We start from the raw sequence: 26983 nt of genomic DNA on the forward strand, positions 1-26983 counted from the left end.
GGGGGTCAGGTCTGCAAACGGGCGCACCGGGGGTCAGGTCTGCAAACGGGCGCACCGGGGGTCAGGTCTGCAGACGGGCGCACCGGGGGTCAGGTCTGCAGACGGGCGGACCGGGGCTCAGGTCTGCAGACGGGCGCACCGGGGGTCAGGTCTGCAGATGGGCCCACCGGGGTCAGGTCTACAAGCGGGCGCACCAGGGAGGAGGCAGGTCTACAAACGGGCGCACCTGGGGGTCAGGTCTACAAAGCAGGCGGGGTCAGGTCTCGAAACGAAGGGGTCAGGGCTGGCTTTCAACCGCTGCAACGACGGTATCGCGCTGGGCGCCCGCCGCATTCGCGCGGACGAGGCGCCCGACGGAACGGGCGGACAGTCCGGCGCACTCCGCGATCTCCTTGATCGAGTACTCCGCGGCGAACGCGTCGATGATTCCGCCGTGCAGACCCGCTCCGCGCGTCAGCGCATCCGCCAGCAGCGTTACCAACGGGGGGGTCCCAATCCGCCGCTCGCGCGCGGGGACCTCTCGTGACGCGCGCCGAGCCTCCGCCGAGAACTGCCGCGCGAATTCGTCACTGCCGATGACGCGCCGATCGCTCCGGACCAGCGCCGCCATCTCCTCGTCGCCCTGGTCATCCACATACTCCAGGAGCCGCGCCAATGAAAGGCGCGTATCGGGATCGATCGCGGTGAGCAGCGACGGGACGTCAACGCACGTTGACGCCGTCCCGCAAAGCGCCGGGTAACTGCTCCATCGCCACCCTCCAGGGTGTGAGACAAGGTGCGCGCGCACGGGATTCAACAGTACGTAGCGGCAGAGACGGACGAGATAGGTGCAGGCCTCGACGATCTGCGCCTTGAAGCGCGCCTGGTAGACGTGTCCCACATGTCCGTGACGTCTGTTCCACCATTGTGCGTAGGTGCCGTTCAGTTGCCGGACGGCGCCCGACAGGTTCGGGCAGCGCGTTCGGAACACGGCGTGATAGTGCGTCGGCATCACGCAGTACAGCCAAAGATCCAGCCGGTAGTTCTCACGCACGTCCGACAGAATCGAGACAAACCGCGCGTAGTCGAGATCGTCGAGAAAGATGCGCATCTTGTTATTGCCGCGCGACATTACGTGGTAGATGAGGCCGGCACGCTGGATGCGGAGAGGTCGAGACATACCGTCCGTCAGTCCAGAATCGCGCCAAGTCGGCTGGCGCAAAATACGCCGCAAATCGAAGGACTCGTCAGCGTCAGCGGCGGAAGCGTCAACCGCAGTCACCCGAGCTGCGGCCCGTTCGCAGACCTGGCACCGATAAGCGCCCGTCCGCAGACCTGGCACCGATAAGCGCCCGTCCGCAGACCTGGCACCGATAAGCGCCCGTCCGCAGACCTGGCACCGGCAGGCGCCCGTTCGCAGACCTGGCACTGGTAGGCGCACGTTCGCAGACCTGGCACCACGGCACCACGGCAGCGGACGGCGCTACGACCGGTGGTAGTAGACGACGGGGCCTGCGTAGAATCCCTTCACGCAGAATGACCGTGAAACTGCTCTATGCCATGTCTTTGAGCCTCCTGTCGTTCGGCGCCGATGCCGAGGCTCAGACGCCGACCCGGTTTCAGGGACGCGTCGTCAGCGGCGCCGGCGAGAGCCCGGTCGCCGGCGCGACCGTATCGATCGTCGGCGTGAACGGGTCCGCGCAGACCGACACGGACGGCCGCTTCGACTGGGCGCCGGCGCCGGCCGTGCCGTTCCAGTTGATCATCGTGCTCCCCGACGGCGCCGTCGCGCAGCCGGTCATCGTCGACGCCCTGCAGGACGGGTCGACGACCATACGCATCAAATCGCTGGCCGACGAGGCCGTCACCGTGCTCGGCGCGGCGCCCAGCATCACGACCGCGCCGGCATCCGCGACCACCGTGCTGTCCGCAACCCAGGTGTCGCAGCGGAATCCTGAAAACCTGATGCAGGCGCTCGAAACGGTGCCCGGACTCAATCAGGTAGCCGAGGGGCACGCGTCGGTTCCCGCGGTGCGCGGGCTCGCGCGCGGCCGGACGTTGTTTCTCATCGACGGCGGCCGCGTGACCGCGGAACGGCGCGTCGGGCCGAGCGGAACCTTCCTGGACCCCTCAGTGATCGAAGGGATCGACATCGCTCGCGGGCCCGGCACCGTCGCCTACGGATCGGACGCGCTGGGGGGCGTCATCTCCGTGCGGACCCGGCAGGCCGCGCCGGGCACGCCGCTGCGGACGACGATCAGCGGCACGTTCGGCACCGGGATCCCCGAAGCGCGGGGCTCCGTGGAAGTCGCGAAGGGGTTCGCGCGGGGCGGGGTGCTGGTCCAGGCGCACGTCCGCAACGCCGAGGACTACGCCGGCCCGGAGACGGACGTCTTCAACTCCGGCTGGGAGGATCAGGGCTTTCTCGTCAATGCCCAGCACACCGTCGGCCGCGGCATCCTGTCCGGCGCCTGGCAGAGCGATTTCGGACGCGACTTCGAGCGGCCGCGCAACAACTCGCGGACGGTGCGCTTCTACTACCCGTTCGAGAACTCGCATCGCTTCACCGCGTCGTACAAGCTGCCCGACGTCGGCGGCTTCCGCCAGGTGGCCTTCACCGGATTTCTCGGCGGCTACGAGCAGCGCACCGATCAGGATCGGTTTCCGACGGCGACGACCGGCCGCAGCATCGAGCGCGCGGACGTGTCAGCCAACGACTTCCACGTCAAGGGCACCGCCGAGCGTCTGGCCGGAGGAGCGCGCATCGAATTCGGCGTCGACGTGAACGGCCGCTTCGGTCTCGAGGCGCTCGACATCACCCAGGCCTACGCCGTCGGCGGCGCGCTCACCACCGACACCACCACCGTCTCCGTCGAGAACGCGCGCCGCGTCGATGCCGGCCTGTACCTGCAAGCCGAAACGGCGCTCGGCCCGATGGCGCGCGTGTCCGGCGGCGTCCGGGCGGATCGGGTGACCACCCGCAACACCGGCGGCTCTTTCGGCGATCGGTCGACGGCGAACACCGCCGGGTCGGGGTTCGGCGCCGTGACGCTCGGACCCTACGAGGGATTCAGCGTCACCGCCCAGCTGTCGCGCGGCTTCCGCGATCCCGTCCTGTCGGACCGCTACTTCCGCGGTCCGTCGGGACGCGGATTCATCACCGGCAATCCGGATCTGGAGCCGGAAACGAGCCTGCAGTTCGATTTCGCGACCCGCTACACCGTCGCGCGCACGCAGGTCGCCGCGTACTTCTACGACTACCGCATCACCGATCTGATCGAGCGATATTCGACCCAGACCGATTTCTTCTTCTTCAGGAACCGCGGGCGCGCGCGGCTGCGCGGGTTCGAGGTCGAGGCGCGGTCCGAGGTCGGGCGCGGGTATTCGATCGAAGCCGGGGCGCAGATCGCGCGCGGACGGGCGCTCGACGACGACGCCAACCTCGATGACGTGTCGCCGGTGACGCTCAGCGGCGCGCTGCGCAAGGAGATCCAGGACCGCGGCTACGCCCAGCTCCGCATCGCCTGGTTCGCGGACGACACGCGGCCCGGGCCGAGCGAGATCGCCGCGCCCGGCGCCACCCTGCTGGACCTCGGCGGCGGCTGGCGGCTCGCCCCGCAAGTGGAGCTGCGGGGATACGCGCGCAACCTGCTGAACGAGACCTACTACGCCAGTCCGGATCCGCGCTTCGTGCCCGCGCCGGGCCGCTCCGCGAGCCTCAGCGCCGTCGTCAGGTTCTAGTCGCGCCCGTCACGTTCCGGCCGCGGACTCGCCGCCCACTGCAGCTTCTCGCGCAGCAGATCGAAATACGATCGCCGCGCCGACTTCACCATGCGCACCGGGCGCGGCGCGCGGCGGACGGTAATCAGATCGTTCTCGTGGAGCTCGAAGCCGCGCTGCCCGTCGAAGGTGACGAACACCTCGTCGCGCGCATCCATGATCGGCCGCACGTGCACCTGGGACGATCCGGGAATGACCACCGGACGATTGGTCAGGGTGTGCGGCGCAATCGGCGTCAGGACCATCGCGTCGACTGCGGGGTGCACGATCGGCCCGCCGGCGGCGAGGTTGTAGGCCGTCGATCCGGTCGGGCTCGCGATGATCAGCCCGTCGGCGCGGAAGCGCGTCACCGGCGCCTCGCCGACGGTGACCGAGATCTCGATGATGCGCGACAGCGCCCCTTTGGTGATGACGATGTCGTTGAGGACGGTGTGGTCGGCGAACACGCCGTGCTGCCGCACCGTCCGCGCCGTCAGCATGCTGCGCGGTTCGAGCGTGGCGCGTCCCTCGAGGGTCGCCTCGAGCGCGTCGTACAGCTCCGGCAGCGTGATCTCGGTGAGGAAACCGAGGCTGCCGTAGTTGACGCCGAGGATCGGCACGTCGACGTCGGCCGCCGCGACGCGCGCCGCCATGCCGATCAGCGTGCCGTCGCCGCCGAGCACGACGATCAGGTCGCACTCGCGCGGCAGGTTGTCGCGCGTCACCGTCGGGCGGTCCGGCGGCACGCCGGCAAGCAGCGCGGTCTCCTCCTCGAATACCGCCCGCACGTCGCGGGCCTCGAGCCACCCCGCCAGCTCGGCGATGACGCCTGACGCCGCGGTGAGCCCGCGCTTCGCCGTCAGGCCGACGCGGGTCATGGGGCAGGGACGCTCGGCGCTCACGGTCAATGCCGCCGGAGATGGAGGAAGAACTCGCGGTTCCCCTCCGTGCCGGTGATGGGCGACTCGGTCATGGCGATGCGGGTCAATCCTAGCGCATCCGCCGCCGCCGACACGTCCTCGACGACGCGCGAGTGCACGGCGGTGTCGCGCACCAGTCCGCCCCTGCCCACCTCCTCGCGGCCGGCCTCGAACTGCGGCTTCACCAGCACGACCAGGTCGGCGCCGCCGGCGAGCAGCGGGACGATCGCCGGCAGCACCTGGCGCACCGAGATGAACGACAGGTCCATCGTCACGATGTCGAAGGCTCGCGCGTCCTCGGGAAGCTGCGCCGGCGTGAGCAGCCGCGCGTTCACCCGCTCGAGCACCGCGACGCGCGGATCCGAGCGAAGACGCCAGTCGAGTTGTCCGTGGCCGACGTCCAGGGCGACGACCCGCCGCGCGCCGCGGCGGAGCAGCACGTCCGTGAAGCCGCCCGTCGATGCGCCGACGTCGAGCGCGAGACGGCCGCGGACGTCGAGGGCGAAGACGTCGAGCGCGTGCGCCAGCTTCACGCCGCCGCGGCCGACGTAGGGGTGGTCCGGTTCGATGAGCGTGATGTCGGCCGTGCCGTCCACCGGCGCGCCCGCCTTCGAGACGACGGCGCCGTTGACGCGCACCCGGCCGGCGAGGATCAGCGCCCGCGCGCGCTCGCGCGAGGCGGCGAGGCCGCGCGCGACCAGAGCGGCGTCGAGGCGCGAAGCGGCCTTCTTCACGACGTCAGTTGGTGCGGCTAATCACCCAGCGGGCGATCGCCGGCAGGTAGCTGTCGCGGAAATCCGCGGCATCCCGCCGCGCGTCGAGCGCGGCGATCGCGCGCTCCACGCAGTCGGCGGCCATTCGGCGGGACGGGTCGAGACCGTACAGAGCCGGGTAGGTCGGCTTGCCGGCGGCGGCGTCCTTGCCGGCGGTCTTGCCGAGCGCCTGGGACGCCCCTTCGACGTCGAGGATGTCGTCGACGATCTGAAACGCGAGCCCGAGCTCGGACGCGTAGCGCTCGATCGCCTGCACCTGCGCGGCCGTCGCGCCGGCCATGATCGCGCCCGCCGCCGCCGACGCGCGGATCAGGGCGCCCGTCTTGCGCGCGTGCATCGCGCGCAGCCCTTCCGCGTCGAACGACGATCCCGATCCCGCCGCCTCGAGATCGATGGCCTGGCCGCCGACCATCCCGCAGGGGCCGGCGGCGTCGGCGACGACGCGGATCGCGTGCAGTTTGCGCGCGGCGAGCGCCGGTTCGGCAGGCTCGCGGGCCATCAGCGCGAACGCTTCGGTGAGCAGTCCGTCGCCGGCGAGAATCGCCTGACCCTCGCCGAAGACGACGTGATTGGTCGGCCGTCCGCGCCGCAGGGTGTCGTCGTCCATTGCCGGCAGGTCGTCGTGCACGAGCGAGTAGGTGTGGATCAGTTCGAGGGCGCAGGCGGCGGGAAGGGACAAGGCGCGGGCCTCGTCCGCATGGAGCCCGTGCGCGCGGCCGGCGGCTTCCGCCGCGGCGAGCGCGAGGATCGGCCGCAGCCGCTTGCCGCCGGCGAAGAGGCTGTACCGCATCGCCTCGCCGACCCGCGCCGGACAGGCGGGCGCGGAGGGCAGGAACCGTTCGAGCGCCGCGTCGACGTCGTTGCGCCGCGCCTCGAGCCAGCCGCGCAGATCGCCGGCCGGGTTCGCCGCGTCGTGCGAAGGGGCGCTCACCGCGATCGGTCGTCGCCGGCAAGCGAGGCCGGCGCCGGCTTGATCTCGCCGCGGTCGTTCAGAATCTCGACGCGCCGCTCGGCTTCCTCCAGCTTGGCATGGCAGAAGCGGGAGAGCGCCACGCCGCGCTCGAACAGCGCCAGCGATTTCTCCAGCGCGAGGTCGCCGTCTTCGAGCGTCTTCACGATCGTCTCGAGCTCCGCGATCGCCGACTCGAAATCCTTGATTGTGGGGTCCATCGTGTCACTCCGGCGAACGCCGTTCGACGGTCGCCGCGATCTCGCCGCTCGCCAGCGTGATTTGCACCGTCTCGCCCGGACTGACGGACGCCGCGCTGCGGACGATCGCCGTCTTGTCGGCGTTCCAGCAGACAGCATAGCCCCGGCCGAGCACCGCGAGGGGGCTGAGATTCTCGAGCCGGCCGGCGAGCGCCCGGAAACGGGCGTCGGCGCGGTGGCGGTCGCGCCCCGCGGCGGCGGTCAATCTGCCGCGGCCGGCGGTCAGGCGCGCGCGCATGGACGCGAGGTGGCGGGCGAGATCGCGCTGCTCGAGGCGCTGCCGCAGCAGCCGGTACGACCGCGCGCGCCCGTCGAGCGAGGCGCGGACCGCATGCCGCAGCGCATGCGTCAGCTCGGCCGCGTGCCGGCCGCGCAGCGCCAGGCGGGCGTGGAATCCGGCCAGTCCGCGGCGGCTGCCGAGCACATGGACGGTGGTCCGGCGCCGCTGCAGGTCGGCTCTCGCCGCTGCGTCGAGCCGGCCGGTCAGCCGCTCGATCCGGCTGCAGAATTCATCCTTCGCCGCCACGACCATCTCGGCGGCGGCCGACGGCGTCGGCGCGCGCAGGTCGGCGACGAAATCCGCGATCGTCACGTCGGTCTCATGCCCCACCGCCGACACCACCGGAACCGGCGAGCGGACGATGGCGCGGGCCACGCGCTCTTCGTTGAAGGCCCAGAGATCCTCGATCGACCCGCCGCCGCGGCCGACGATGATCACGTCCACGCCGGGCTCACGCGCGATCATGCGCAGCGCCGTCGCCACGTCCGCCGCCGCGTCGTCCCCCTGCACCCGCGCCGGACGAATCAGCACGCTCGCGTTGGGGGCCCGGCGCCGCAGCACCTTGAGAATGTCGCGCAGCGCCGCGCCGTCGAGCGAGGTCACGATGCCGATGCGCCGGGGGAGCGCCGGCAGCGGCCGCTTGCGCGCGCGGTCGAAGAGCCCTTCGGCCTGCAGCTTTTTCTTCAATTGATCGAACGCGAGCTGCAGCGCGCCGAGCCCGTGCGGCTCCATGTGCTCGCAGACGATCTGGTATTCCCCCTTCGGCTCGTAGACGCTGAGCCGCCCGCGCGCGACGACGTGCAGGCCGTCTTCGGGCTTGAAGCGCAGGTAGCGCACGGCGGTCCGGAACATCACCGCCTTGATCTGCGCGGCGCCGTCCTTGAGGGTGAAATACATGTGGCCGGTATTCCACACCTTGCAGTTGGAGATCTCCCCTTCGATCCACACCTCGCCGAACGTGCTCTCGACGAGGGCGCGGATGCCGGAGGTCAACTCGCTGACGGTGTAGACGCGGCGGACCGGCGGCGGCGCCGCCTCGCGCACCGGTTCGTCTTCCTCCTCGAACGGGATGTCGAACAGGTCCATTACCGTCCCGCGGTCTGCGGCGCCAGCGCGTCGACGTCGGCGGTGGAGAGCGTCAGCCGCTGGATCGAGGTCGCGCGGCCGGTGGCGAGATCGGCGGTGACGATCACGCCGTTCAGGCGGCCCGGCCCGGTCGCCGACTCGAACTTCGCCGGCAGGCCGGTGACGAACCGCGACAGCGCGATCTCCGTGGTCACGCCGATGATCGAGTCGTGCGGCCCGGTCATGCCCGCGTCGGTGAGATAGGCGGTGCCCTTGGGGAGGATGCGCTCGTCGGCGGTCTGCACGTGCGTGTGGGTGCCGAAGACGCCGGTGACGCGGCCGTCGAGGTGCCAGCCCATGGCGATTTTCTCGGAGGTCGCCTCGGCGTGGAAGTCGACGATGATGACGCGCGCCTTGGCGCGGAGCGCGTCGATCTCCCGCAGCACGACGGCGAACGGATCGTCGAGCGGCTGCATGAAGATCCGCCCCATCACGTTGATGACGCCGATGGCTTCGCCGCTGCGGGTGCGGCCCAGATGGCTGCCGCGGCCGGGCGCGGCGGCGGGGAAGTTCGCCGGGCGCAGCAGCTTCGGCTGCCGCGGGATGTAGTCGAGCACTTCCTTCTTGTCCCAGACGTGGTTGCCGGTGGTCATCGCGTCGACGCCGTAGCCGAGGATCGTGTCGGCGATGTCGCCGGTGATCCCGAAGCCGGCGGCGGCGTTCTCGACGTTGGCGATGACGTAGTCCAGCGATTCGCGCTCGATCAGCGCGGGGATGGCGCGGCGCGCGATCTCGCGTCCGGGTTTGCCGAAGATGTCGCCGACGAACAGGATGCGCATGCTAGCGGATCGGGATGCGGATCTGTGCGCCGCGGCGTTCCTCGATCCGCGGCAGCGTGACGCGCAGCTCGCCGGCATTCAGCGTCGCCGCGGCCCGGCCGGCGTCGAAGGCGCCGTCGACGCGGATGGCGCGCGCGAAGCGCCCGAAGGCGCGCTCGGCCATGTGAAAGCCGGCGTCGGCGTGCTCGCAGGTGTGGGGCAGCTTCTGTCCGGCGATCAGCAGCACGCTGTCGGCGAAGACGATGTCGATGTCCGCGGCGCGGACGCCAGGCACGTCGAGGCGAATCTCGAGGCCGCCGGCGGTCTCGAGCACGTCCATCGGCGGCGTGCATTCCGCCGCGGCCCGGGTCTGCTCGAGCAGGCGACGGAGGTGGGAGGGCAGGTCGCGGCGTTCGACGTAGACGCGGGCCATCCGGCGATTTTAGCACTCGCGGCGGAAGGGCCCGAAAATCAGGGGATAATCGTGATATCTTGATATGAGTGTTAGACACGCATATTACGTGCTTGACAAGTGCTCATAGTGGTCGTATACTTGCGTTCGTGATGATTTCTCTCATGAGGAGGACCCCGATGACACTGGTTCGCTGGAATCCCGCTCGCGAGCTGGCGTCGATGGAAATCGACCGGCTCAACCACATGCTGAACGACTTCTACGGCGTGGGCCGTGCCTGGATGCCCGCGGTGGACATCTTCGAGACGAACGACCACGAGTACGTGCTGAAGGCCGAACTGCCCGACACGAAGCGTGAAGACATCAGCGTCACCTTCGAGAACGGCGTGCTGACGCTCACCGGCGAGCGGAAGGCGGAGTTCGACGCCAACCAGGGCACCTATCACCGCAGCGAGCGCGCCTACGGCCGCTTCAGCCGCTCGTTCACGCTGCCCGCGACGGTCGACGCCAATCGCATCAACGCGAGCTACAAGGATGGCGTGCTGACGATCCGCGTCCCGCAGCGCGAGGAAGCGAAGCCGAAGCAGATCACCGTCGACGTCGACGCGCGGTAACCGAGGTTCGAGCATCGAGCATCGAGGGGCGAGGATCGAGGATCGAGAATCGAGGATCGATCGCCCCTCGAACCTCGCCCCCGAACCTCGCTCCTCGTTCATCGGCCATATACTAGGCCCCATGACTGACGAGTCTCAGGGCGTAGACCCCGTCGCCGAGGCGGCGCCGGATCTGGCTCCGGTGATCACCAGCCGTTTTCTGTTCGTCGACGTCGCGGCGCAACGCGCCAAGCAGTTGCGCCGGGGCGCGCTGCCGCGCGTCGAGCGGCATCCCGCCGGACCGCACAAGCTCGAACGCCTCGCCATGGAGGAAGTCCGGCAGCAGGTCATTCAGTACACCGTGCCGCCCGGGTTCCTCGGCAAGGGCACCGTCTGACCTCATCCGGAACTTCTCGGACTCCCCGGGCGTAACTCGCTCCAGGGGAGTCTGCATGTCTGTCCTGCTCGCAGCCGCCGGGCTCGTCTTCACCGCCGCGGCGATCCTTGTCACCTTGGTCGTCGTGGGTTTCTTCGCGAAGCTCGTGCTGAAGCTGCTGCTGTTGCCGCTGCTGCTCGTGAAGTGGCTGGTGGTGTCGATCGTGATGCTGATCGTCGGGCCGATTCTCTTCGTCGTCGGCACGGTCCTGGCGGTGGTGTTCGGCGTCGTGCTCGCGGTTCCCCTGCTGCCGCTGGTTGCGGTCGCCGCGCTGATCTGGCTGCTCGTGCGGCCTCGGCGTCCGGCCGTGGCCTGACGCCCGGGCTCAGCCCACGGTCGGCGGACGCGGCATCGGCAGGCGCGATTCGATCGCCTGCGCCGCGCGGAACAGCGAGGGTTCGTCGAACGGGCGCGCCGTCAACTGCAGTCCCACCGGCAGCCGCTCCGGCGTCAGTCCGCACGGCACGCTGATCGCCGGCAGGCCGGCGAGATTCGCCGCCGCCGTGAACACGTCCGCCAGGTACATCTGCAGCGGGTCTTCCGTCCGTTCTCCCAACCTGAACGCCGTCGTCGGCGACGTCGGCAGCGCGACGGCGTCGACCTCGGCGAACGCGCGATCGTAGTCCTGCCGGATGAGCGCGCGCACCTGCTGCGCTTTCACGTAATACGCGTCGTAATACCCGGCGCTCAGCACGAAGGTGCCGATCATGATGCGCCGCTTCACCTCCGCGCCGAACCGCGCGCGGCTCCGATAGTAGACGTCGTGCAGCGTGGCGCTGTCGGCCCGGGTGCCGTAGCGGACGCCGTCGAAGCGCGCCAGGTTCGAGCTGGCTTCGGCATTGGCGACCAGGTAATAGACGGGGATGGCCAGCGACGCGTGCGGCAGCGTGACGTCCCGCACCACGGCGCCTGCCGCTTCCAGCGCGCGTACGCCGGCGTCGAACGCGCCGCGCACGCCCGGCTCGACCCCCTGCGCGAGCAGCGCGCTTGGGACGCCGACGCGCAGTCCGCTCAGATCGCCGTCCAGGCGCTCGGCATAGTCGGGCACCGGATTCGCGGCAGTGGTCGAGTCCCGCGGATCCGCGCCGGCGATGACGCCGAACAGCGCGGCGAGATCACGCGTCGAGCGCGCCATCGGACCGATCTGATCGAGCGACGAGCCGAAGGCGATGAGCCCGTAGCGTGAGACGCGGCCGTAGGTCGGTTTCAACCCGAGCACGCCGCAGAGCGCCGCCGGCTGGCGGATCGAGCCGCCGGTCTCGGATCCCAGCGCCAGCGGCACCATCCCTGCCGCGACCGCCACGGCGGACCCGCCGCTCGATCCGCCCGGAATGCGATCGTCCGCCCAGGGATTGCGCGTCGGTCCGAACGCGGAGTGCTCGGTCGACGAGCCCATCGCGAACTCGTCGCAGTTGGTCTTGCCGATCACCACGGCTCCGGCACGTTCCAGCCGCTCGACGACGGCGGCGGAGTACGGGGGCACGTAGCTCTCGAGCACGCGCGAGGCCGCGGTCGTGCGAACGCCGGCGGTGCAGATGTTGTCCTTGAGCGCGACCGGCACGCCCAGCAGCGGCGCGTTTGCCGGACGATCGCGGTCCAGCGCCTCCGCCCGAGCCAGCGCCCCGGCTTCATCCACGTGCAGGAACGCGTGCAGCCGTGCATCGGTTCGTGCGATTCTGGCCAGTGCGTCGCGGCAGACCTCAACCGCGGACAGGGTGCCGGCCGCGACAGCGGCGCGAATCTCGCAAGCGTTGTCCGGCAGGCTCACGAGCCGATCACCCGCGGCACCTTGAACAGGCCCGCGGCGCGGTCGGCGGCGGGGGCCTGGCTGAGGACGAGGTCACGGTCGAGCGATTGGACCGGGACGTCTTCGCGCATGCGCGGCGCGGCGGCCGCGGCGGGTGCCGCAGCCGGGGACGTGTCGACCTGCTGAACCTGGTCGGCATAGGCGAGAATCGCCGTCAGCTGCTGCGCGAAGCGCGCCGTTTCCTCGGCGGTCAGCTCGAGGCGCGCCAGCGTCGCGATCCGCTCGACGTCGGCGGAGGTGAGGATATCGGACATGCCCAGCAATTCTATCCGGCCCGCCGCGGTCGCGGGCACGTGGTATCCGGGCAGCGCGGGCGCGCTCGTGCGCGACGTCGATGAGTATGTCGCGGCAGCGGGCGCCGCGCCGCGCGGCACCGTCCACGGGATCATCGCGCCGCACGCCGGCCTGATGTTCTCGGGACCGGTCGGCGCTCATGCGTACAAGGCCGCCGCCGCCGCCGGCCCCTTCGACACCGTCGTCCTGCTGGGCCCGTCGCATTTCGTCGGCTTCGACGGGATCGCGGTGTATCCGTCCGGCGCGTTCGACACGCCAATCGGCCCGGCTCCCATCGACGCCGCCCTGGCGCAGGAGATCCTCGACGCGTCTCCGGTGGTGCAGGCGCTGCCGCAGGCGCACGGCCGCGAGCATTCGCTCGAGATGCAGCTGCCGTTCGTGCGAAGGCTGCTGCCGGACGCGGCCATCGTGCCGCTGCTGATGGCGTATCAGACCCGCGAGACGATCGAGGCCTGCGCCGACGTGCTGGCACGGATCGGCGCCGGCCGGCGCGTACTGCTCGTCGCCAGCACCGATCTCTCGCACTACCTGCCGGCGCGCGCCGCGATGGAACACGACGCGCGGGTGCAGGACTGCGTCCGCGCGTTCGATCCCGAGCGGCTCCTCGGTCTCTTCGAGCAGTATCCGGAAGGGGAGCGCGGGCGTTTCGTGGCCTGCGGCGGCGGACCGGCGATCGCCGTGATGCTGGCGGCGCGATCGCGCGGCGCGCGGGAGGGGCGCGTCCTGAAATACATGCACTCGGGGGAGATCTCCGGCGACAACAGCGGCGTCGTCGGCTATCTCGCCGCCGCCATGGGGACGTTCAGCGATGTTCACTGAGACGCAGCAGCGCACGCTCGTCGACATCGCGCGCGATGCGGTCCGCGCCGGTGTCGCCGGGCGCCAACCGGACGTGCCCGCAGGGACGGACTATCCCGAAGCGACCGGCGCATTCGTCACGCTGAAGAAGCGCGGCGAGCTGCGCGGCTGCATCGGCACCCTGGAGTGCCGGCGCCCGCTGGCGGAGGAAGTGGCGCGGGTGGCGGTGAGCGCCGCGCTGGAGGATCCGCGGTTTCCTCCGGTGCGTCCCTCGGAGCTCGACGAGCTGGACGTCGAGGTCTCGGTGCTCGGGCCGCTCGAGCCGATCGACCCGTCCGATCCGGCCGCGATCGAGATCGGCCGCCACGGCCTGGTCGTCGAATACGGCGCCCGGCGCGGACTGCTCCTGCCGCAGGTCGCGACGGAGTGGAACATGGATCGCGAGACCTTCCTCGCGCAGACCTGCAACAAGGCCGGTCTGCCGCGCGACTGCTGGCGGCGCGGCGCGACCGTCTACCGCTTCGCCGCCGTCGTCTTCGGCGGCTGAAGCAGGCGCCGCAGCGCGTCGAGGTTCATCCTGTCCAGCGGATCGACGTCGCTGGCGCGGCGCGTCGCCGCGGTGTCGACCTTGGGCGTCTCCAGCAGCATCGGCAGCTTCGCGAAGCGCGGATCGTTGAGGATGCGCCGGAAGGGGTCGAGGCCGAGGCAGCCCTTGCCGATGTGCTCGTGCCGATCGACCCGGCTGCCGCACGGCTTCTTCGAGTCGTTGAGGTGAAACGCTTTCAGGCGGGCGAGCCCGACGATGCGGCCGAACTGGCGGAAGGTCTCGTCGTATCCGGCGGCGCTGGTGATGTCGTAGCCGGCGGCAATGAGGTGACACGTGTCGAGACACACGCCGATGCGGCGCGAGCCGTGCAGCCGCTCGATGATCTCGGCGAGGTGCTCGAACCGGTGCCCGAGATTCGTCCCCTGACCAGCGGTGTGCTCGAGCAGGATGCGGGTGCGCGCGTCGGGACGCGCGTCGAGGATTCGCGCCAGGCCGTCGGCAATCAGCCGCAGCCCCTCGGCTTCCGTGCCGGAGGTGAAGGCCCCGGGGTGCATCACGAGGCCGTCGAGGCCGAGCGCCTCGGCGCGGTCGAGCTCGTCGCACAGCGACTCGATCGAGCGGGCGCGCAGCGCCGGATCGGCGGCGGCGAGATTGATCAAATAGCTGTTGTGCGCGACGACCGGCTTGATGCCCGTCTGCCGCACGCGCCGCTTGAACAGGGCGATCTCGTCGGGCGGCAGCGCCCGCGCCCGCCACTGGCCGGCCGACTTGGTGAAGATCTGCAGCGCCGTACAGCCGCTCGCCTCGGCTCGGTCGACCGCGCGGGGCAGGCCGCCGGCGATGGACAGGTGTGCGCCCAGACGCGGCATCGATAAATGCTACCCTGTGATTTCCATGCGCAAGATGCTTCCGGTCGCGCTCGCCGCGCTGGCGCTGTTCGCGGTGCGGCCGCTGCCGCTCCAGGCGTGGGGCTTCAACGGCCACCGCTTCATCACCGATCGCGCCATTGAACTGTTGCCTGCGGAGATTCGTCCGTTCTTCCAGGCGAACCGCGTGGCGCTCGTCGAGCACTCCATCGACCCCGACACCTACCGGACGATGGGCTTCACCGAGGAACCGCCGCGCCACTTCCTCGACATGGATGCGTACGGGCCGTTCCCGTTCGCCAACCTGCCGCGCGACTACAACGAAGCGGTCGCGGTTCGCGGCCGGGACTTCGTGATCAAGAACGGCACGGTGCCGTGGCGGACGGAAGAGGTCTACGGCATGCTGCGCACCGCGTTCAAGGACCTGCCGACCGCCCCCTACGCGCGCGACAACGTGAAGCTGTTCTCGTCCGTGCTGTCGCATTACGTCGGCGACTCGCATCAGCCGTTCCATGCCGCGGTCAACTACGACGGGCAATTGACGAACCAGCACGGCATCCACTCGCGCTTCGAGACCGAGCTTTTCGACCGCTACCGCGATCGCCTGCGAGTCACTCCCGCGCCCGCCGCGCCGGTGGCGGACGTGCGGGCCTTCATGTTCACCACGCTGAGCGACAGCTTTCAGCTGGTGGACGCGATCCTCGCGGCCGATCTCGCCGCCGTCAACGGACGCACCCACTACGACGACGGCTACTTCGCGCAGATGTTCGAGAAGACGGGGCCGATCATGGAGAAGCGCTTGTCCGGCGCCGTCACCGCCGTCGCCTCGCTGATCACGTCGGCGTGGATCGAGGCCGGCCGTCCGGCGCTCCCGGTCGCGGCGCCGCCGCGTGCGCCGCGTCCGATCAAGCGTTAGTGGACGTCTTTCTCATCCCCGTCGGGGCCGAGCGCTACGAGCTCTATTGCGAGGAGCCTGACGAGCCCGAAGAGGCCGCGGCCGACCAGGCCCCGGGATTCTTCCGTCGCACCTGGCTCCGCATCCGCCAGCAGCTCGACGAGGCCGAGCGCGCCCGCGACCGCGACCACGGCGCCGCTCCGCACGAGGACGCGCCGGCGGGGTTTCTCGCGCGCCTGAAGGCGCGAACGCTCCGCTGGGCCGCCGGGTGGATCGCCGAGCAGCGGCTGCTCTGGCAGTTGCGCGGGAAGGACGCCGCCTGCCTGGTGCATCCCGAGGATGTCCCCGAGCCGCAGGCGCGCGAGCTGCTCAAGCGATCGCTGCAGCGCGACTGGGAGCGGCATCGCTTCTGGCTCGTCATCGACAGCATCGGGCTGATCGGTTCCGCGGCGCTGGTGCTCGTGCCCGGCCCCAACGTGCTCGGCTACTACTTCCTGGTGCGGACCGTCGGTCACTACTTCTCGCTGCGAGGCGCGCGCCAGGGGCTGGCATGTGTGACCTGGTCGGTGCGCGCCGACCCCGATCTGGCGGCGCTGCGGGGGATGGCGGACGAACCGCCGGACGATCGCGAGGATCGGGTCCGCGCGATCGGCGAACGTCTCGGCCTCGAACGGTTCGCTCGCTTCTTCCAGCGATCGGCCATCAAATGAATCCCGCCGGTCCGCTATACTTCCGCCGTTGAAGCTCAGCGAGATCGCGTCGCGGCTCGAATGCCGGCTCGACGGCGATGGTGACGTCGAGATCCGCCGCATTGCCGCCCTCGAGGAGGCCGGGCCGGGGGATCTGACGTTCTTCGTCAATCCGAAGTACGCGGCGCACGTCCGCGGGACCCGGGCGTCCGCGGTGATTCTGGCGGATCGCGCCGACGCGTCGCCGCCGCCGGGCGTCGCGCTGCTGCGGACCGCGAACCCGTATCTGGCGTTCGCGCGCGCCGCGGAGATGTTCGCGCCGCCGCCGGCGATTCCTCCAGGCGTGCACCGGCTCGCCAGCATCGATCCGAGCGCGATCGTCGCGCCGGACGCGGCGATCGGCGCGTTCGTCACCGTCGGCGCGCGCGCCCGCATCGGCGCGCGCACCATGCTGTTTCCTCACGTCACCATCGGCGACGCGGCGGTGATTGGCGACGACTGCCTGCTGCACGCGCGCGTCTCGATTCGCGAGCGCGTCGTCCTCGGCGATCGCGTCGTCGTCCAGGATGGCGCGGTCATCGGCAGCGACGGATTCGGGTTCGCCCGGACCGAACAGGGCGCGCATCACAAGATCCCGCAGACCGGCGGCGTGGTCGTGGAAGACGACGTCGAGATCGGCGCCAATACGACCATCGATCGGCCGGCGGTCGGCGAGACCCGCATCGGCGCGGGTACGAAAATCGACAACCTGGTCCAGGTGGCCCACGGCGTGAAGCTGGGGAAGCAGGTGCTGCTCGCGGCGCAGGTCGGCATCGCCGGCAGCACCAGGATCGACGATCGCGTCACGCTCGCCGGACAGGTCGGTGTCGCCGGGCATCTCACGATCGGCGCCGGCGTCACGGCGACCGCGCAGACCGGCATTCCCAACTCGGTCGAGCCCGGGAAGCTGATCTCCGGCTACCCGGCGATCGACAACCGCGACTGGCTGAAGTCCTCGGCGGTCTTCCGGCGGCTGCCGGAATTGAAGAAGGCCGTCGCCGATCTGCAGCGCCGTCTCGACGCGCTCGAAGAGCGTCTTGGCGAATAGCCGCGGTCCGGCCGGACTTGGGATCCCAGCGTGGGATAATCCTCGGGATGTCTTTTCCGCACCGTTTCAGGCGCGTGTGCGCAGCCGCTGCGGCTGGGCTGACCATCCTGCTCGCGCCCGCCAGCCAGGCGGCCGTCCGGCCGCCGAAGCTCGATTACACGATGACGACGCTGGCCAATGGCATGAAGGTGGTGCTGCTGGAAGACCACTCGACGCCGATCGTGCACCTGCAGATGTGGTACCACGTCGGTTCGAAGAACGAGCGCCCCGGCCGGACCGGCTTCGCGCACCTGTTCGAGCACATGATGTTCAAGGGCTCCAAGAACGTCGAGCCCGAGGGGCATCCTTCGTACATCTCGAGCGTGGGCGGGCAGAGCAACGCCTTCACCAACGAGGACGCGACGGTGTTCTGGGAGACCGTGCCGGCGCAATACCTCCCCCTCGTCCTCTGGCTGGAGGCGGATCGGCTGGCGGCGCTGCGCATCGACGAGGCGGTGTTCAGGACCGAGCGCGAAGTGGTGAAGGAAGAGCGGCGGATGCGCATCGAGAACCAGCCCTACGGCCGGCTGCAGGAGATCCTCGCGGAGCACGCGTTCACCGCGCACCCGTACAAGCATCCGGTGATCGGCAGCATGAAGGATCTCGAAGCGGCGTCGATCGAGGACGTGCGCGAGTTCTTCCAGACCTACTACGTGCCGGCGAACGCCACCGCCGTCCTGGTCGGAGACTTCGACTCGAAGGAGGCGCTGGCGCTCGTCACGCAGTACCTCGGCCGGGTGCCGAAGTCCGACAGGCCCGTGCCCCGCGACATTCCCCGGGAACCGAAGCAGATCAAGGAGCGCCGCGTCACCGTCAACGAGGAATGGCCGCTGCCCGCCGTGATCGTGGCGCATCACATCACGCATGACGGGCATCCGGATTCCTATCCGCTGCACATCGCGTCGAAGATTCTCTCGGACGGGCAGAGCTCGCGCATTTACCGCAAGCTGGTATACGAGAAGGGGCTCGCGCTGGCCGCGTTCGGCGGCGGCAACATCATCGAGGATCCGAACCTGTTCTTCGCGGTCGCCATCGTGCAGCCGGGGAAGACGACCGACGAGACGGCCAGCGCGCTGATCGCCGAGCTCGATCGGCTGCGCGACGAGCCGATCTCGGCGAACGAACTCCAGCAGGCGAAGAACCAGTTCGCACGCGATTACATCCTCGGGCGCGAGTCGGTGCAGAGCAAGGCGGACCAGCTCGGGCACGCGGCGGTGATTCACGACGACATCAAGACCGCGGACGGAGAGTTCGACATCTTCCTCGGACTGACGGCCGCGGACGTGCAGCGCGTGGCGCGGACCTACTTCACCCCCGAGAACCGGATCGTGCTGACGATCCTGCCGAAGGGGTCGAACGGAGGCCGGCGGTGAGGGCGGGCGCCGCGCTCGTCGCCTCGCTCCTCGCGCTCAGCCCGTCGACCGCCCCGGCACAGACCCGCAGCTGGCCTTCGGAGCGTCCACCACGCCCGATTGCGGCGCGGGAGGTGAAGTTCCCGCCGTACGCGGTGAAGACGCTCGCCAACGGGCTGCAGGTCATCGCCGTGTCGCATCACGAGCAGCCGGCCGTCAGCGTCCGGCTGATCGTCCGCGCCGGCGCGGCGCAGGATCCGGCGGACAAGCCGGGCGTGGCGTTTCTCGCGGCCACGCTGCTCGACCAGGGGACGACGACGAAGACGGCGGAGCAGATCGCCAATGCGATCGATTCGATCGGCGGCGCCATGGGGACCGGGGCCGGCACCGATCTCAGCTTCATCAACGCGGTGGTGATGAAGGACAGCCTGAACTTCGCGCTCGACATGGTCGCCGACGTCGCGCAGCGGCCGGCGTTCGCGCCGGAGGAGATCGAGCGCCAGCGGCAGCAGTCGTTGTCGGGGATGCAGGTCAGCTACGAGGATCCCGAATTCCTCGCCAACGCCGTGTTCGACCGCCTGGTCTACGGCTTTCATCCCTACGGACGGCCGCAGTCGGGCACGCCGCAGAGCATTGCCGCGCTGACGCGCGAGGATCTGCTGGCCTTTCACCGGAAATGGTTCGGCGCCAACAACGCCATCCTGGCCATCGTCGGCGACGTGACCGCCGAGGAGGCGTTCGCCGGCGCCGAACGCGCGTTCGGCAAGTGGGTGAAGGCCGAGACCGAGGTGGTGAAGAGCGTCGCGCCGCCGCCGCCGACCCGCCGGCTCGTGATCATCGACCGGCCCGGGGCGGTGCAGACCGAGATCCGCGCCGGCAACCTCGCGATTCCGCGCAAGCACGACGACTTCATGGCGCTCGACCTCGCCTCCAAGGTGCTCGGCGGAGAAGGGGCGAACCGGCTCTTCCGCGTGCTGCGCACCGAGCGCGGGCTGACCTATGGCGCGTCCGCCGACTTCAACGCGTTGAAGCAGTCGGGCGACCTGGTGGCGCAGACCAACACCAGGTCGGAGACCACCGGCCAGACGCTGCGCCTGATCGTGGACGAGATCTGGAAGATTCAGCGCGACCGCGTCGGCGAGCGCGAGCTGGAAGGGGCGCAGGAGTATCTCACCGGTTCCTTCCCGCTCACCATCGAGACGCCCAGCCAGATCGCGCTGCAGGTGCTCAACGCGGTGTTCTTCGGACTGGACATGAACGACCTGCAGACCTACCGCGAGCGGGTTACCGCGGTGCGCGTGGAGGACGTCCAGCGCGTCGCGCGTGCCTACCTGCATCCCGACCGGCTGACGATCGTGCTGGTCGGCGACGCGGCGGCGATCACCAGGCAGCTTCCCGGCGTCGGCTTCGACACGTTCGAGGTCATTCCGCTCGCCGACCTGGATCTGGTGTCGCCCGACTTGCGCCGGAAGGCTGCGGCCGCCGGCGGGAAGGCGCCTGCGTCCGATCGAGGAGGCCTGCTGCAGGTCAGTCACGTCGGCAATCAGGCGGACGCCGCCAGGTTGCTGCTGAACAAAGCGGTGGCCGCCAAGGGCGGCCTGCAGAAGCTGAAGGCCGTCAAGACCGTCCGGGTCGAAGGCACGATGACCTACGCGACGGCGGCAAAGCCGTTGACCTTCAACTTCCTCAATTTCATCGAGTACCCGGGGCGCTTCCGCGTCGACGCCGACACCCCGGCGGGGCGGGTGACGCAGGTGTTTGCCGACGGCAAGTACTGGGTTCACGATTCGCAGCGCGGCGCCGAGGAGCTCGACGCGGGCGAGAGCGGACCGATCCGCGCGGCGGTCGAGCGTGACGTCGTCCGGGTGCTGATCGGCGCCGCGGAAGGGACGCTCATCGTCCGTGAAGTCGACGCCGAGGACCCGCAGTGGGGCGCGATCGAGATCAGCGGCGGCGGGATGGCGCCGCTGGTCGTGTCGATCAACCGCACCAACGGGTTGATCGAGAAGTCCCGCTACGACTCTGGCGCGGACGGCCGGAGCGAAGAGGTGTACAGCGACTACCGGAACGTCAGCGGCATCCAGGTGCCGTTCCACACGGTCGTGCGCCGCGGCCGCCTCTCGCCGATCGAGCGCGACATCAAGACCATCCGCTTCAACGTGCCGCTGGCGCCGGCGCTGTTTCACCGACCGGGCTAGCGCCGCGTGCCCGATCGCCTGCGCGTGATGATCTCGTGCGGCGAGCCCTCCGGCGATCTGTACGCCGGCGCGCTCGCGTCCGAGATTCTCGCCCTGGAGCCCGGCGCGGTCATCACCGGATTCGGCAGCGAGCGTCTCCGCGCCGCCGGCGCGTCGCTCATCCGCGACTTCCGCGGGCTGTCGGTGACCGGCCTGACCGAGGCGCTCCGCGTGATCCCGCGGTCGTGGCAGAACTACCGCGCGCTGGTCGGCGCCGCCGAGGCGGATCCGCCGGACGTCTTCGTGCCGATCGATTTCCCGGACTTCAACTTCTTCGTCGCGCGGGCGCTGCACAAGCGGGGCATTCCGGTGGTGTACTACATCAGCCCGCAGCTCTGGGCGTGGCGGCGCGGCCGGCTGAAGACGATGAAGCGCGTCGCCGACCGCGTGCTGGTGATCTTTCCCTTCGAGAAGCCGTTCTACGACGCCGCCGGCGTCCCCGCGACTTTCGTCGGTCACCCGCTGCTCGAGCTGACCGGACCTGCGGTCGCGCGCGAGGCGTTTCTGGGCGCGCACGGGCTCGATCCGGCGCGGCCGGTCGTCGCCCTGCTGCCCGGCAGCCGCCGCAACGAACTGCGCGCCATCCTGCCCGACATGACGCGGGCGGCGGCACTCGTGAACGCCAGGCTGCCCGGCGTCCAGTTCGTCATCGCCCGCGCGCCGCACCTGGACGACGATCTGTTCGAGCCGTTGAGCGATCTGATCGGCGTGGAGTCGGCGATTGTCGAAGGGCAGACCGATGCGGTGCTGGCCAGCGCCGACGTCGCGATCGTGGCGTCGGGGACGGTGACGGTGCAGGCGGCGCTCCACGGCTGCCCGATGGTGGTGGTGTATCGCGTCGGACCCCTGACGTATACGCTCGGGAAGCCGCTGGTGCACGTCGACACGTATGCGATGGTGAATCTCATCGCGGGCAGGCGCGTCGTACCCGAGCTGATCCAGGACGCGTTCACCCCGCAAGCGGTAGCATCCGAGGCGCTGCGCGTCCTCACGGATCCGGCGCATGCCGCGAAGGTGAAGGCGGATCTCGCGGCGGTGCGCGCCAGGCTCGGATCCGCGGGTGCGAGCCGCCGGGCGGCGGAAGCGGTCATCGAGGCGGCCAGGGCCGGCGCCGCGGCCCGCCGTCAATGACTGCTACACTGCCCTGATGCGTCGTCTTCTCATCGTTGCTGCGCTGCTGCTCGCGGCGCCCGCGGGGCTCCGCGCCACGGTCGTCATTCCCATCGAGTTCCGCGAGCTCGTGACCACCACGCCGATCATCGTGCACGGCCATGTCACCGACGTCCGCGCCGCGTTCGTCGACGGCCGCCGTTCCGTGGATACCTTCGTCACCGTCGCGGCCGACGAATACCTCAAGGGGGATCTCGGCGACTACGTCACGTTCCGCGTGCCCGGCGGCGAGCTCGGTCGCTACCGGACGATCTTCCTCGGCGCCCCCGAGTTTCGCGTCGGCGAAGAAGTCGTGCTGTTCCTGAAGACCCTTCCGGGACAGGCGCCGTTCGTTGCCGGTCTGAACCAGGGGGCCTATCGCATCGTCGAGAACGCGCAGACGCGGCAGCGCATGGTGACGTCGCCGGTGGTGATGTCGCGCGACGGCGTCGAGTCCGAGCCGGTGGTGCGCGGCGCCGCCGCCCGCCGGCCGATCGCCTACGAGGCCTTCCGCGACATCGTTCGCGGCGTGCTCGCGAAGGGCGCCGCGAAATGACCCGCCGTCCCGCCGCACTCCTGATCGCCGTCGCGCTGGCGGTCGCCGCCTTTTCGACCGATGCCCTCGCGTATCTGAAGCTCGGCGTCCGGCAGGGCGGGCGGCTCATCACCCTGAAGTTCAACACGCTGCCGGTCCGCTACTTCGTGACCAACCGCGACGTGCCCGGCGTGACCGCGGCGCAGCTGCGCGACGCCGCCGGACGCGCGTTCGCGGCGTGGGCGGCGGTGCCGAACGTGCGGCTCTCGTCGGAGTTCGTCGGGTTCACCGGCGCGGCCCCGCTCACCGGCGACAGCGCCAACGTGCTCGGGTTCACCGCCCGCCCCGACCTCGATCGCGTGCTCGGCTCGACGTCGTTCACGGTCGATTCGGTGAGCGGCGAGATCGTCGAGTCCGACATCTTCTTCAACTCGCTGTTCGCCTGGTCGGCGGCGAGCGGCGGCGAGCCCGGCCGGCAGGACATCGAGTCGATCGTGCTGCACGAGGTCGGCCACATGCTCGGCCTCGGCCATTCGATGCTCGGCGAAACCGAGTTGATCGGCACCGGCCGGCGCGTCATCTCGGCCGAAGCGGTGATGTTCCCGATTGCCTTCTCGGCCGGCGTCGTCAACCGCGCGCCGAGAGCCGACGACATGGCCGGCATCGCCGACATCTATGGCACGGACGTGTTCCGCACGTCGGCCGGCAGCATCGCCGGCCGCGTGACGAAGAACGGCACCGGCGTGCTCGGCGCGCACGTGGTCGCCTTCAGTCCCGCGACCGGCAAGCTGGTCGGCGGCTTCTCGCTCTCGCAGGACGGGTCGTTCGTCATCGGCGCGCTTGAAGCGGGGACGTACGTGCTCCGGGCGGAACCGCTGGACGATGGCGACGTGACGAGCTTTCTCGAATCGTCGCTGACGGTGGACGCCGATTTCAAGCCGGCGTTCTACGAGCGCCTGGTCACCGTGCCGCGCGGCGGCACGTCACGCAGTGTCGAGATCAAGGTGGTGGCGAAGTGAATCGGCTTCGCGCCATCGCCGCAGCCGCTCTTCTGTTCCCGGCATCGGCGGCGGCACAATCAGTGGAAATCAGCGGCGGCGTCGCATGGACGGGCGGCTACGAGGCGGGCAGCCGCAATGCGACGGAGACGGCGAACTCGAGCACGGGCGGCTCCCCGATCACGCTCTTCACGTCCAGTTCGCGGGTGAAATCCGTCGCCGGCGTGGATGCACGGGTGGGCGTGAACTTCGGATCGCGCGTCGGCGTCGAAGGGCTGTTCCAGTTCTTCCAGCCGGAGCTTCGGGTGACGCTGGGAAGCGACTTCGAGAACGCGCTGCCCGAGCAGGCGGTCGGCAGCGCTTCGACTTACCTGTTCGGCGGATCGCTGGTGTATCACTTCGGCTCCGGCCGGATCGTGCCGTTCCTGCTCGGCGGGGGCGCGTACCTGCGCCAGCTCGACGAGGACAACGCGCAAGTGACCACGGGCAATGAAGTGCACGGCGGCGGCGGTGTGAAGATCTGGCTCGGCTCGGGCGCGCCCCGGTTCGGCGTCCGCGTCGACGCGCAGGCATCGGTCCGCAGCACGAGTCCCGGATTCGAGAGCACACGCCGCGTCCTGCCTGCGGTCAACGCCGGATTGATTTACCGCTTCTAAATCTCCGTCCTCGAGGTGGTGTCATCGCCCGGCAGCGTCGGGTTGTCGCGGCTGCGATCCTTCCGTGCGCCGCTGCCGATGCCGCCGTTGTCGACCGTCGAGTTATCGGACGTGCGCTCCTCGTCGAGCCGCGTCGGATCCTGATGCCGCGGATGACGGTTGACGAGCGGCTCCTGCCGGCCGGGATCGGTCGGACGTCGTGTATCGGTCATGGCGTTACCCCGCGTGCGCGCCGGGCTTCGACTCGCCGCGCTCCGGAACGTCCTTCTGGTTTTCGACTTCTTCGTCGAGCGGACGGTTGGTGATGCCGGTCCTGCCGCGCTCCGTATAGTTGGTCTCCGGGCGCGGCGCCGGCGCGTCGTCGCGATCGCCTTCCGCCTTCTCCATGTTCGACGACCGCGTCGGGATGTCCTGGTCTGCCATGTGTGTGCCTCCGAGGGTCAACTTTCAAGTTGCGTACCGCTGCGATACAGTCCGGCTGATGGACCGTCCGGCTGGCGCCGCGTCGATTGCGCTGCGCGACGTGCGCGTGTCGCGCGGCGCGGCGGGCGTGGTGCTCGACCGGCTCACGCTCGAGATTGCCGCGGGCGAGACGGTGGCGCTGGTCGGCCGCAGCGGCGCCGGCAAGAGCACGATCCTCAAGACGATCAACGGATTGATCGTTCCCGAGTCCGGCTCCGTCACCGTCGAAGGGCGGAGCACGCGGGAGTGGAACCCGTTCGAGCTGCGGCGCCGCATTGGATACGTGCTGCAGGAAATCGCGCTGTTCCCGCACCTGACCGTCGAAGAGAACGTCGCGGTCGTGCCGCGGCTGCTCGGGTGGGACGCGGCGCGGATCGCGGAGCGCTGCGACGAGATGCTCCGTCTCGTCGGCCTGCCGCCCGAGACCTACGCGCGGCGGCCGGCGCTCGAGCTGTCGGGGGGACAACGCCAGCGCGTCGGCGTCGCCCGCGCGCTCGCCGCCGATCCGCCGATTCTGCTGATGGACGAACCGTTCGGCGCGCTCGACCCGGTGACGCGCGCGGAACTGCACGCGGAATTCCGCCGCATCCAGGCGGCGCTCGGCAGGACGGTGGTGATCGTCACGCACGACATGGCTGAGGCGTTCGCGCTGGCGACGCGCGTCGGCGTGCTGGACGCGGGCCGCATCGCCGAGATCGACGAGCCCCGCACGCTGGCCCGTTCCACCAATCCGCGCGTCACCCCGCTGCTCGCGCCGCTGCTCGAGGCGCGGGCGCTGCTGCCATGACGCTGCTGCGATTCCTCGCCGCCCATCGGGCCGAGTTCGTCGGCCTGCTGCTCCAGCACCTGGTCCTCGTCGGCGCCTCCACCGCCGCGGCCATTGCGATCGGCGTCCCGGTCGGCATCCTGGCGGCGCGGCGTCCGCGCCTGGGCGCGCCGGTGGTCTGGCTCGCCAACGTCGTGCAGACGATTCCGAGCCTCGCCATGTTCGGGTTCATGCTGCCGCTGCCGATCGTCGGCGGCCTCGGCGCCCGCGTCGCCATCGTCGTCCTGATCCTGTATGCGCTCCTGCCAATCGTGAGGACGACGGTGGCCGGAGTGCGCGGCGTGGAGCGCTCTCTCGTGGAGGCGGGCACCGCGCTGGGGATGACGCCGGGCCAGCTGCTGCGCCAGGTCGAGCTGCCGCTGGCGCTGCCGTCGATCGTGGCGGGCATCCGGGTTGCCGCCGTCATCGGCGTCGGCACCGCGACGATCGCCGCCGCTGTCGGCGCCGGCGGGCTCGGCGAATACATCTTCCGCGGTCTGTCGATGGTCGATCCCACGGTGATTCTGGCCGGCGCGGTGCCGGCGGCCGCGCTGGCCTTGATCGTCGACGGCCTGCTGCTCGCGGCCGAACGCGGCTTCAGCCGCCGCCGGGGACGATCCGTGCTCGCCATCGCGGCGACGGCGGCCGCAATCCTCGTCGCGGCTGCGGTCTGGGTCCGCGCCTCCAGCGCCGGCAGTGCCATTCGCGTCGGATCGAAGAACTTCACGGAACAGATCATTCTCGGCGAGCTGCTCGCGCAGGAGATCGAGCGGGACGGCACCCGGGTCGAACGTCGCCTGAATCTCGGCGGCACGTTCATCTGCGATCGCGCGCTTCGCTCCGGCGACATCGATCTCTACGTCGAGTACACCGGGACGGCGGATGCCGCCCTGTTCAAGCACGCCGTCGACACCGATCCCGCCCGCGTCCGCGAACGCGTCCGGCAGGCATATGCATCGGCCGGGGTGACGATGCTGCCGGCGCTCGGCTTCGAGAACACGTTCGCGATTCTGGTGCGCGGCGACGACGCGCGGCGGCTCGGCTTGCGCACGATCGACGACGCGGCGCCGCACGCGCCGCGGTGGCAGGCGGGCTTCGGCTACGAGTTCCTGCAGCGCGCCGACGGGTATCCGGGGCTCGCCGGGCGCTACGGCCTGCGGTTCGGCGCGCCGCCGCGAGCGATGGATCTCTCGCTGATCTACCGCGCGCTGGCCCAGCGTCAGGTGGATCTGGTGGCCGGCGACGCGACCAGCGGTCTGATCGCCGCCTACGACCTGGTCATGCTCGAGGACAACCGCCGCTACTTTCCGCCCTACGACGCGGTTCCGGTTGCGCGCAGCGCGACGCTGCTGCGGCACCCGGCGGTGCGCGCCGCGGTGGAGCGGCTTGCCGGGCGCATCTCCATGGCGGACATGCGACTCATGAATCAGGCGGTCGACGCCGGACGGCAGGACCCGGCGGCGGTGGCCCGGGCGTTCCTCGCGCGGCTTGAACGGGACCGTCGGAGTAAGGGATGATCCACA

The 26983-nt window shown here is 70.1% G+C and carries 30 protein-coding genes; 17 read left to right on the top strand and 13 right to left on the bottom strand.

Annotated features, from left to right (window positions below; all coding sequences use genetic code 11):
- Window positions 1-277: 277 nt before the first annotated feature.
- Entirely contained in the window at window positions 278-1261 is a 984-nt protein-coding gene (locus tag VFK57_09090) for a transposase (protein HET7695848.1), read from the bottom strand.
- A gap of 254 nt (window positions 1262-1515) precedes the next feature.
- On the opposite strand from VFK57_09090, the gene VFK57_09095 reads away from it, so the two are divergent.
- Window positions 1516-3720, top strand: coding sequence for a TonB-dependent receptor (locus tag VFK57_09095; GenBank protein HET7695849.1), 2205 nt, complete (start codon window positions 1516-1518; stop codon window positions 3718-3720).
- On the opposite strand, the gene VFK57_09100 is transcribed toward VFK57_09095, so the two are convergent.
- From VFK57_09100 to VFK57_09130, 7 genes are read right to left on the bottom strand one after another with little or no spacing between them, the layout of a single operon-like run.
- Window positions 3717-4616 carry an NAD(+)/NADH kinase gene (locus VFK57_09100; protein ID HET7695850.1) on the bottom strand — a complete coding sequence of 300 codons (900 nt, stop codon included), beginning with the start codon at window positions 4614-4616 and terminating at the stop codon, window positions 3717-3719. The two genes, VFK57_09095 and VFK57_09100, sit on opposite strands and share 4 nt — an antisense overlap.
- A 26-nt stretch (window positions 4617-4642) precedes the next feature.
- Window positions 4643-5392 carry a TlyA family RNA methyltransferase gene (locus VFK57_09105; protein HET7695851.1) on the bottom strand — a complete coding sequence of 250 codons (750 nt, stop codon included), beginning with the start codon at window positions 5390-5392 and terminating at the stop codon, window positions 4643-4645.
- A gap of 4 nt (window positions 5393-5396) precedes the next feature.
- Window positions 5397-6362 (bottom strand): farnesyl diphosphate synthase, encoded by a 966-nt coding sequence (locus tag VFK57_09110; protein ID HET7695852.1) that lies wholly within the window; start codon window positions 6360-6362, stop codon window positions 5397-5399.
- Window positions 6359-6601 carry an exodeoxyribonuclease VII small subunit gene (xseB, locus tag VFK57_09115; protein HET7695853.1) on the bottom strand — a complete coding sequence of 81 codons (243 nt, stop codon included), beginning with the start codon at window positions 6599-6601 and terminating at the stop codon, window positions 6359-6361. The genes VFK57_09110 and xseB overlap by 4 nt, the downstream gene beginning before the upstream one ends.
- Window positions 6602-6605: 4 nt before the next feature.
- On the bottom strand, window positions 6606-8006 hold the full coding sequence (xseA, locus tag VFK57_09120) for an exodeoxyribonuclease VII large subunit (GenBank protein HET7695854.1): 1401 nt from the start codon (window positions 8004-8006) through the stop codon (window positions 6606-6608).
- Window positions 8006-8824, bottom strand: a complete 819-nt coding sequence (locus VFK57_09125; protein ID HET7695855.1) for a TIGR00282 family metallophosphoesterase — start codon at window positions 8822-8824, stop codon at window positions 8006-8008. Before VFK57_09125 ends, xseA begins: the two co-directional genes overlap by 1 nt.
- A 1-nt stretch (window position 8825) precedes the next feature.
- Window positions 8826-9236, bottom strand: a complete 411-nt coding sequence (locus VFK57_09130; protein ID HET7695856.1) for an Hsp20/alpha crystallin family protein — start codon at window positions 9234-9236, stop codon at window positions 8826-8828.
- Between the two features lie 158 nt (window positions 9237-9394).
- Here VFK57_09130 and VFK57_09135 point away from each other — a divergent pair, with 158 nt between their 5' ends.
- The 3 genes from VFK57_09135 (at window position 9395) to VFK57_09145 (ending at window position 10560) form a co-directional block, all read left to right on the top strand.
- Window positions 9395-9829: an Hsp20/alpha crystallin family protein gene (locus VFK57_09135; GenBank protein HET7695857.1), complete on the top strand. Its 435-nt coding sequence runs from the start codon at window positions 9395-9397 to the stop codon at window positions 9827-9829.
- A 121-nt stretch (window positions 9830-9950) separates the two neighbouring features.
- Window positions 9951-10205, top strand: coding sequence for a DNA-directed RNA polymerase subunit omega (locus tag VFK57_09140; GenBank protein ID HET7695858.1), 255 nt, complete (start codon window positions 9951-9953; stop codon window positions 10203-10205).
- A 55-nt stretch (window positions 10206-10260) separates the two neighbouring features.
- Window positions 10261-10560: a hypothetical protein gene (locus VFK57_09145; protein HET7695859.1), complete on the top strand. Its 300-nt coding sequence runs from the start codon at window positions 10261-10263 to the stop codon at window positions 10558-10560.
- A gap of 9 nt (window positions 10561-10569) precedes the next feature.
- Here the strand turns inward: VFK57_09145 and gatA are convergent, their stop codons facing one another.
- On the bottom strand, window positions 10570-12012 hold the full coding sequence (gene gatA / locus VFK57_09150) for an Asp-tRNA(Asn)/Glu-tRNA(Gln) amidotransferase subunit GatA (protein ID HET7695860.1): 1443 nt from the start codon (window positions 12010-12012) through the stop codon (window positions 10570-10572).
- Window positions 12009-12305, bottom strand: a complete 297-nt coding sequence (gene gatC / locus VFK57_09155; GenBank protein HET7695861.1) for an Asp-tRNA(Asn)/Glu-tRNA(Gln) amidotransferase subunit GatC — start codon at window positions 12303-12305, stop codon at window positions 12009-12011. Before gatC ends, gatA begins: the two co-directional genes overlap by 4 nt.
- Between gatC and amrB the strand changes: the two genes are divergently transcribed.
- Window positions 12304-13164 (top strand): AmmeMemoRadiSam system protein B, encoded by an 861-nt coding sequence (amrB, locus tag VFK57_09160; protein ID HET7695862.1) that lies wholly within the window; start codon window positions 12304-12306, stop codon window positions 13162-13164. The genes gatC and amrB overlap by 2 nt on opposite strands.
- Window positions 13154-13690 carry an AmmeMemoRadiSam system protein A gene (amrA, locus tag VFK57_09165; GenBank protein ID HET7695863.1) on the top strand — a complete coding sequence of 179 codons (537 nt, stop codon included), beginning with the start codon at window positions 13154-13156 and terminating at the stop codon, window positions 13688-13690. The genes amrB and amrA overlap by 11 nt, the downstream gene beginning before the upstream one ends.
- On the opposite strand, the gene VFK57_09170 is transcribed toward amrA, so the two are convergent.
- On the bottom strand, window positions 13657-14559 hold the full coding sequence (locus VFK57_09170) for a deoxyribonuclease IV (protein HET7695864.1): 903 nt from the start codon (window positions 14557-14559) through the stop codon (window positions 13657-13659). The genes amrA and VFK57_09170 overlap by 34 nt on opposite strands.
- 25 nt (window positions 14560-14584) lie before the next feature.
- Here VFK57_09170 and VFK57_09175 point away from each other — a divergent pair, with 25 nt between their 5' ends.
- The 9 genes from VFK57_09175 to VFK57_09215 are packed head-to-tail and all read left to right on the top strand — an operon-like array spanning window position 14585 to window position 24193.
- On the top strand, window positions 14585-15472 hold the full coding sequence (locus VFK57_09175; protein HET7695865.1) for a hypothetical protein: 888 nt from the start codon (window positions 14585-14587) through the stop codon (window positions 15470-15472).
- Entirely contained in the window at window positions 15472-16161 is a 690-nt protein-coding gene (locus VFK57_09180) for a hypothetical protein (protein HET7695866.1), read from the top strand. Before VFK57_09175 ends, VFK57_09180 begins: the two co-directional genes overlap by 1 nt.
- Before the next feature lie 28 nt (window positions 16162-16189).
- Complete coding sequence (gene lpxD / locus VFK57_09185) at window positions 16190-17227, top strand: UDP-3-O-(3-hydroxymyristoyl)glucosamine N-acyltransferase (GenBank protein ID HET7695867.1); 1038 nt, start codon at window positions 16190-16192, stop codon at window positions 17225-17227.
- Between the two features lie 47 nt (window positions 17228-17274).
- On the top strand, window positions 17275-18639 hold the full coding sequence (locus VFK57_09190; GenBank protein HET7695868.1) for a pitrilysin family protein: 1365 nt from the start codon (window positions 17275-17277) through the stop codon (window positions 18637-18639).
- Window positions 18636-20816, top strand: coding sequence for a pitrilysin family protein (locus VFK57_09195; GenBank protein ID HET7695869.1), 2181 nt, complete (start codon window positions 18636-18638; stop codon window positions 20814-20816). Before VFK57_09190 ends, VFK57_09195 begins: the two co-directional genes overlap by 4 nt.
- 6 nt (window positions 20817-20822) lie before the next feature.
- Window positions 20823-21986: a lipid-A-disaccharide synthase gene (gene lpxB / locus VFK57_09200; protein ID HET7695870.1), complete on the top strand. Its 1164-nt coding sequence runs from the start codon at window positions 20823-20825 to the stop codon at window positions 21984-21986.
- Window positions 21987-22002: 16 nt separating this feature from the next.
- The gene (locus tag VFK57_09205) at window positions 22003-22560 is read left to right on the top strand and encodes a hypothetical protein (GenBank protein ID HET7695871.1); all 558 of its coding nucleotides are present in this window, start codon (window positions 22003-22005) and stop codon (window positions 22558-22560) included.
- Entirely contained in the window at window positions 22557-23558 is a 1002-nt protein-coding gene (locus VFK57_09210; protein ID HET7695872.1) for a matrixin family metalloprotease, read from the top strand. Before VFK57_09205 ends, VFK57_09210 begins: the two co-directional genes overlap by 4 nt.
- Window positions 23555-24193 carry an outer membrane beta-barrel protein gene (locus tag VFK57_09215; GenBank protein ID HET7695873.1) on the top strand — a complete coding sequence of 213 codons (639 nt, stop codon included), beginning with the start codon at window positions 23555-23557 and terminating at the stop codon, window positions 24191-24193. Before VFK57_09210 ends, VFK57_09215 begins: the two co-directional genes overlap by 4 nt.
- Here VFK57_09215 and VFK57_09220 read toward each other — a convergent pair.
- Window positions 24190-24405 carry a hypothetical protein gene (locus VFK57_09220; protein ID HET7695874.1) on the bottom strand — a complete coding sequence of 72 codons (216 nt, stop codon included), beginning with the start codon at window positions 24403-24405 and terminating at the stop codon, window positions 24190-24192. The two genes, VFK57_09215 and VFK57_09220, sit on opposite strands and share 4 nt — an antisense overlap.
- A 4-nt stretch (window positions 24406-24409) precedes the next feature.
- On the bottom strand, window positions 24410-24616 hold the full coding sequence (locus tag VFK57_09225) for a hypothetical protein (GenBank protein ID HET7695875.1): 207 nt from the start codon (window positions 24614-24616) through the stop codon (window positions 24410-24412).
- A gap of 58 nt (window positions 24617-24674) precedes the next feature.
- On the opposite strand from VFK57_09225, the gene VFK57_09230 reads away from it, so the two are divergent.
- Together VFK57_09230 and VFK57_09235 are read left to right on the top strand one after the other, a co-directional pair.
- Entirely contained in the window at window positions 24675-25442 is a 768-nt protein-coding gene (locus tag VFK57_09230; protein ID HET7695876.1) for an ATP-binding cassette domain-containing protein, read from the top strand.
- On the top strand, window positions 25439-26977 hold the full coding sequence (locus VFK57_09235) for an ABC transporter permease/substrate-binding protein (protein HET7695877.1): 1539 nt from the start codon (window positions 25439-25441) through the stop codon (window positions 26975-26977). Before VFK57_09230 ends, VFK57_09235 begins: the two co-directional genes overlap by 4 nt.
- Window positions 26978-26983 lie beyond the last annotated feature (6 nt).

The sequence above is a fragment of the Vicinamibacterales bacterium genome (genome assembly GCA_035699745.1).
Classification (GTDB): domain Bacteria; phylum Acidobacteriota; class Vicinamibacteria; order Vicinamibacterales; family 2-12-FULL-66-21; genus JAICSD01.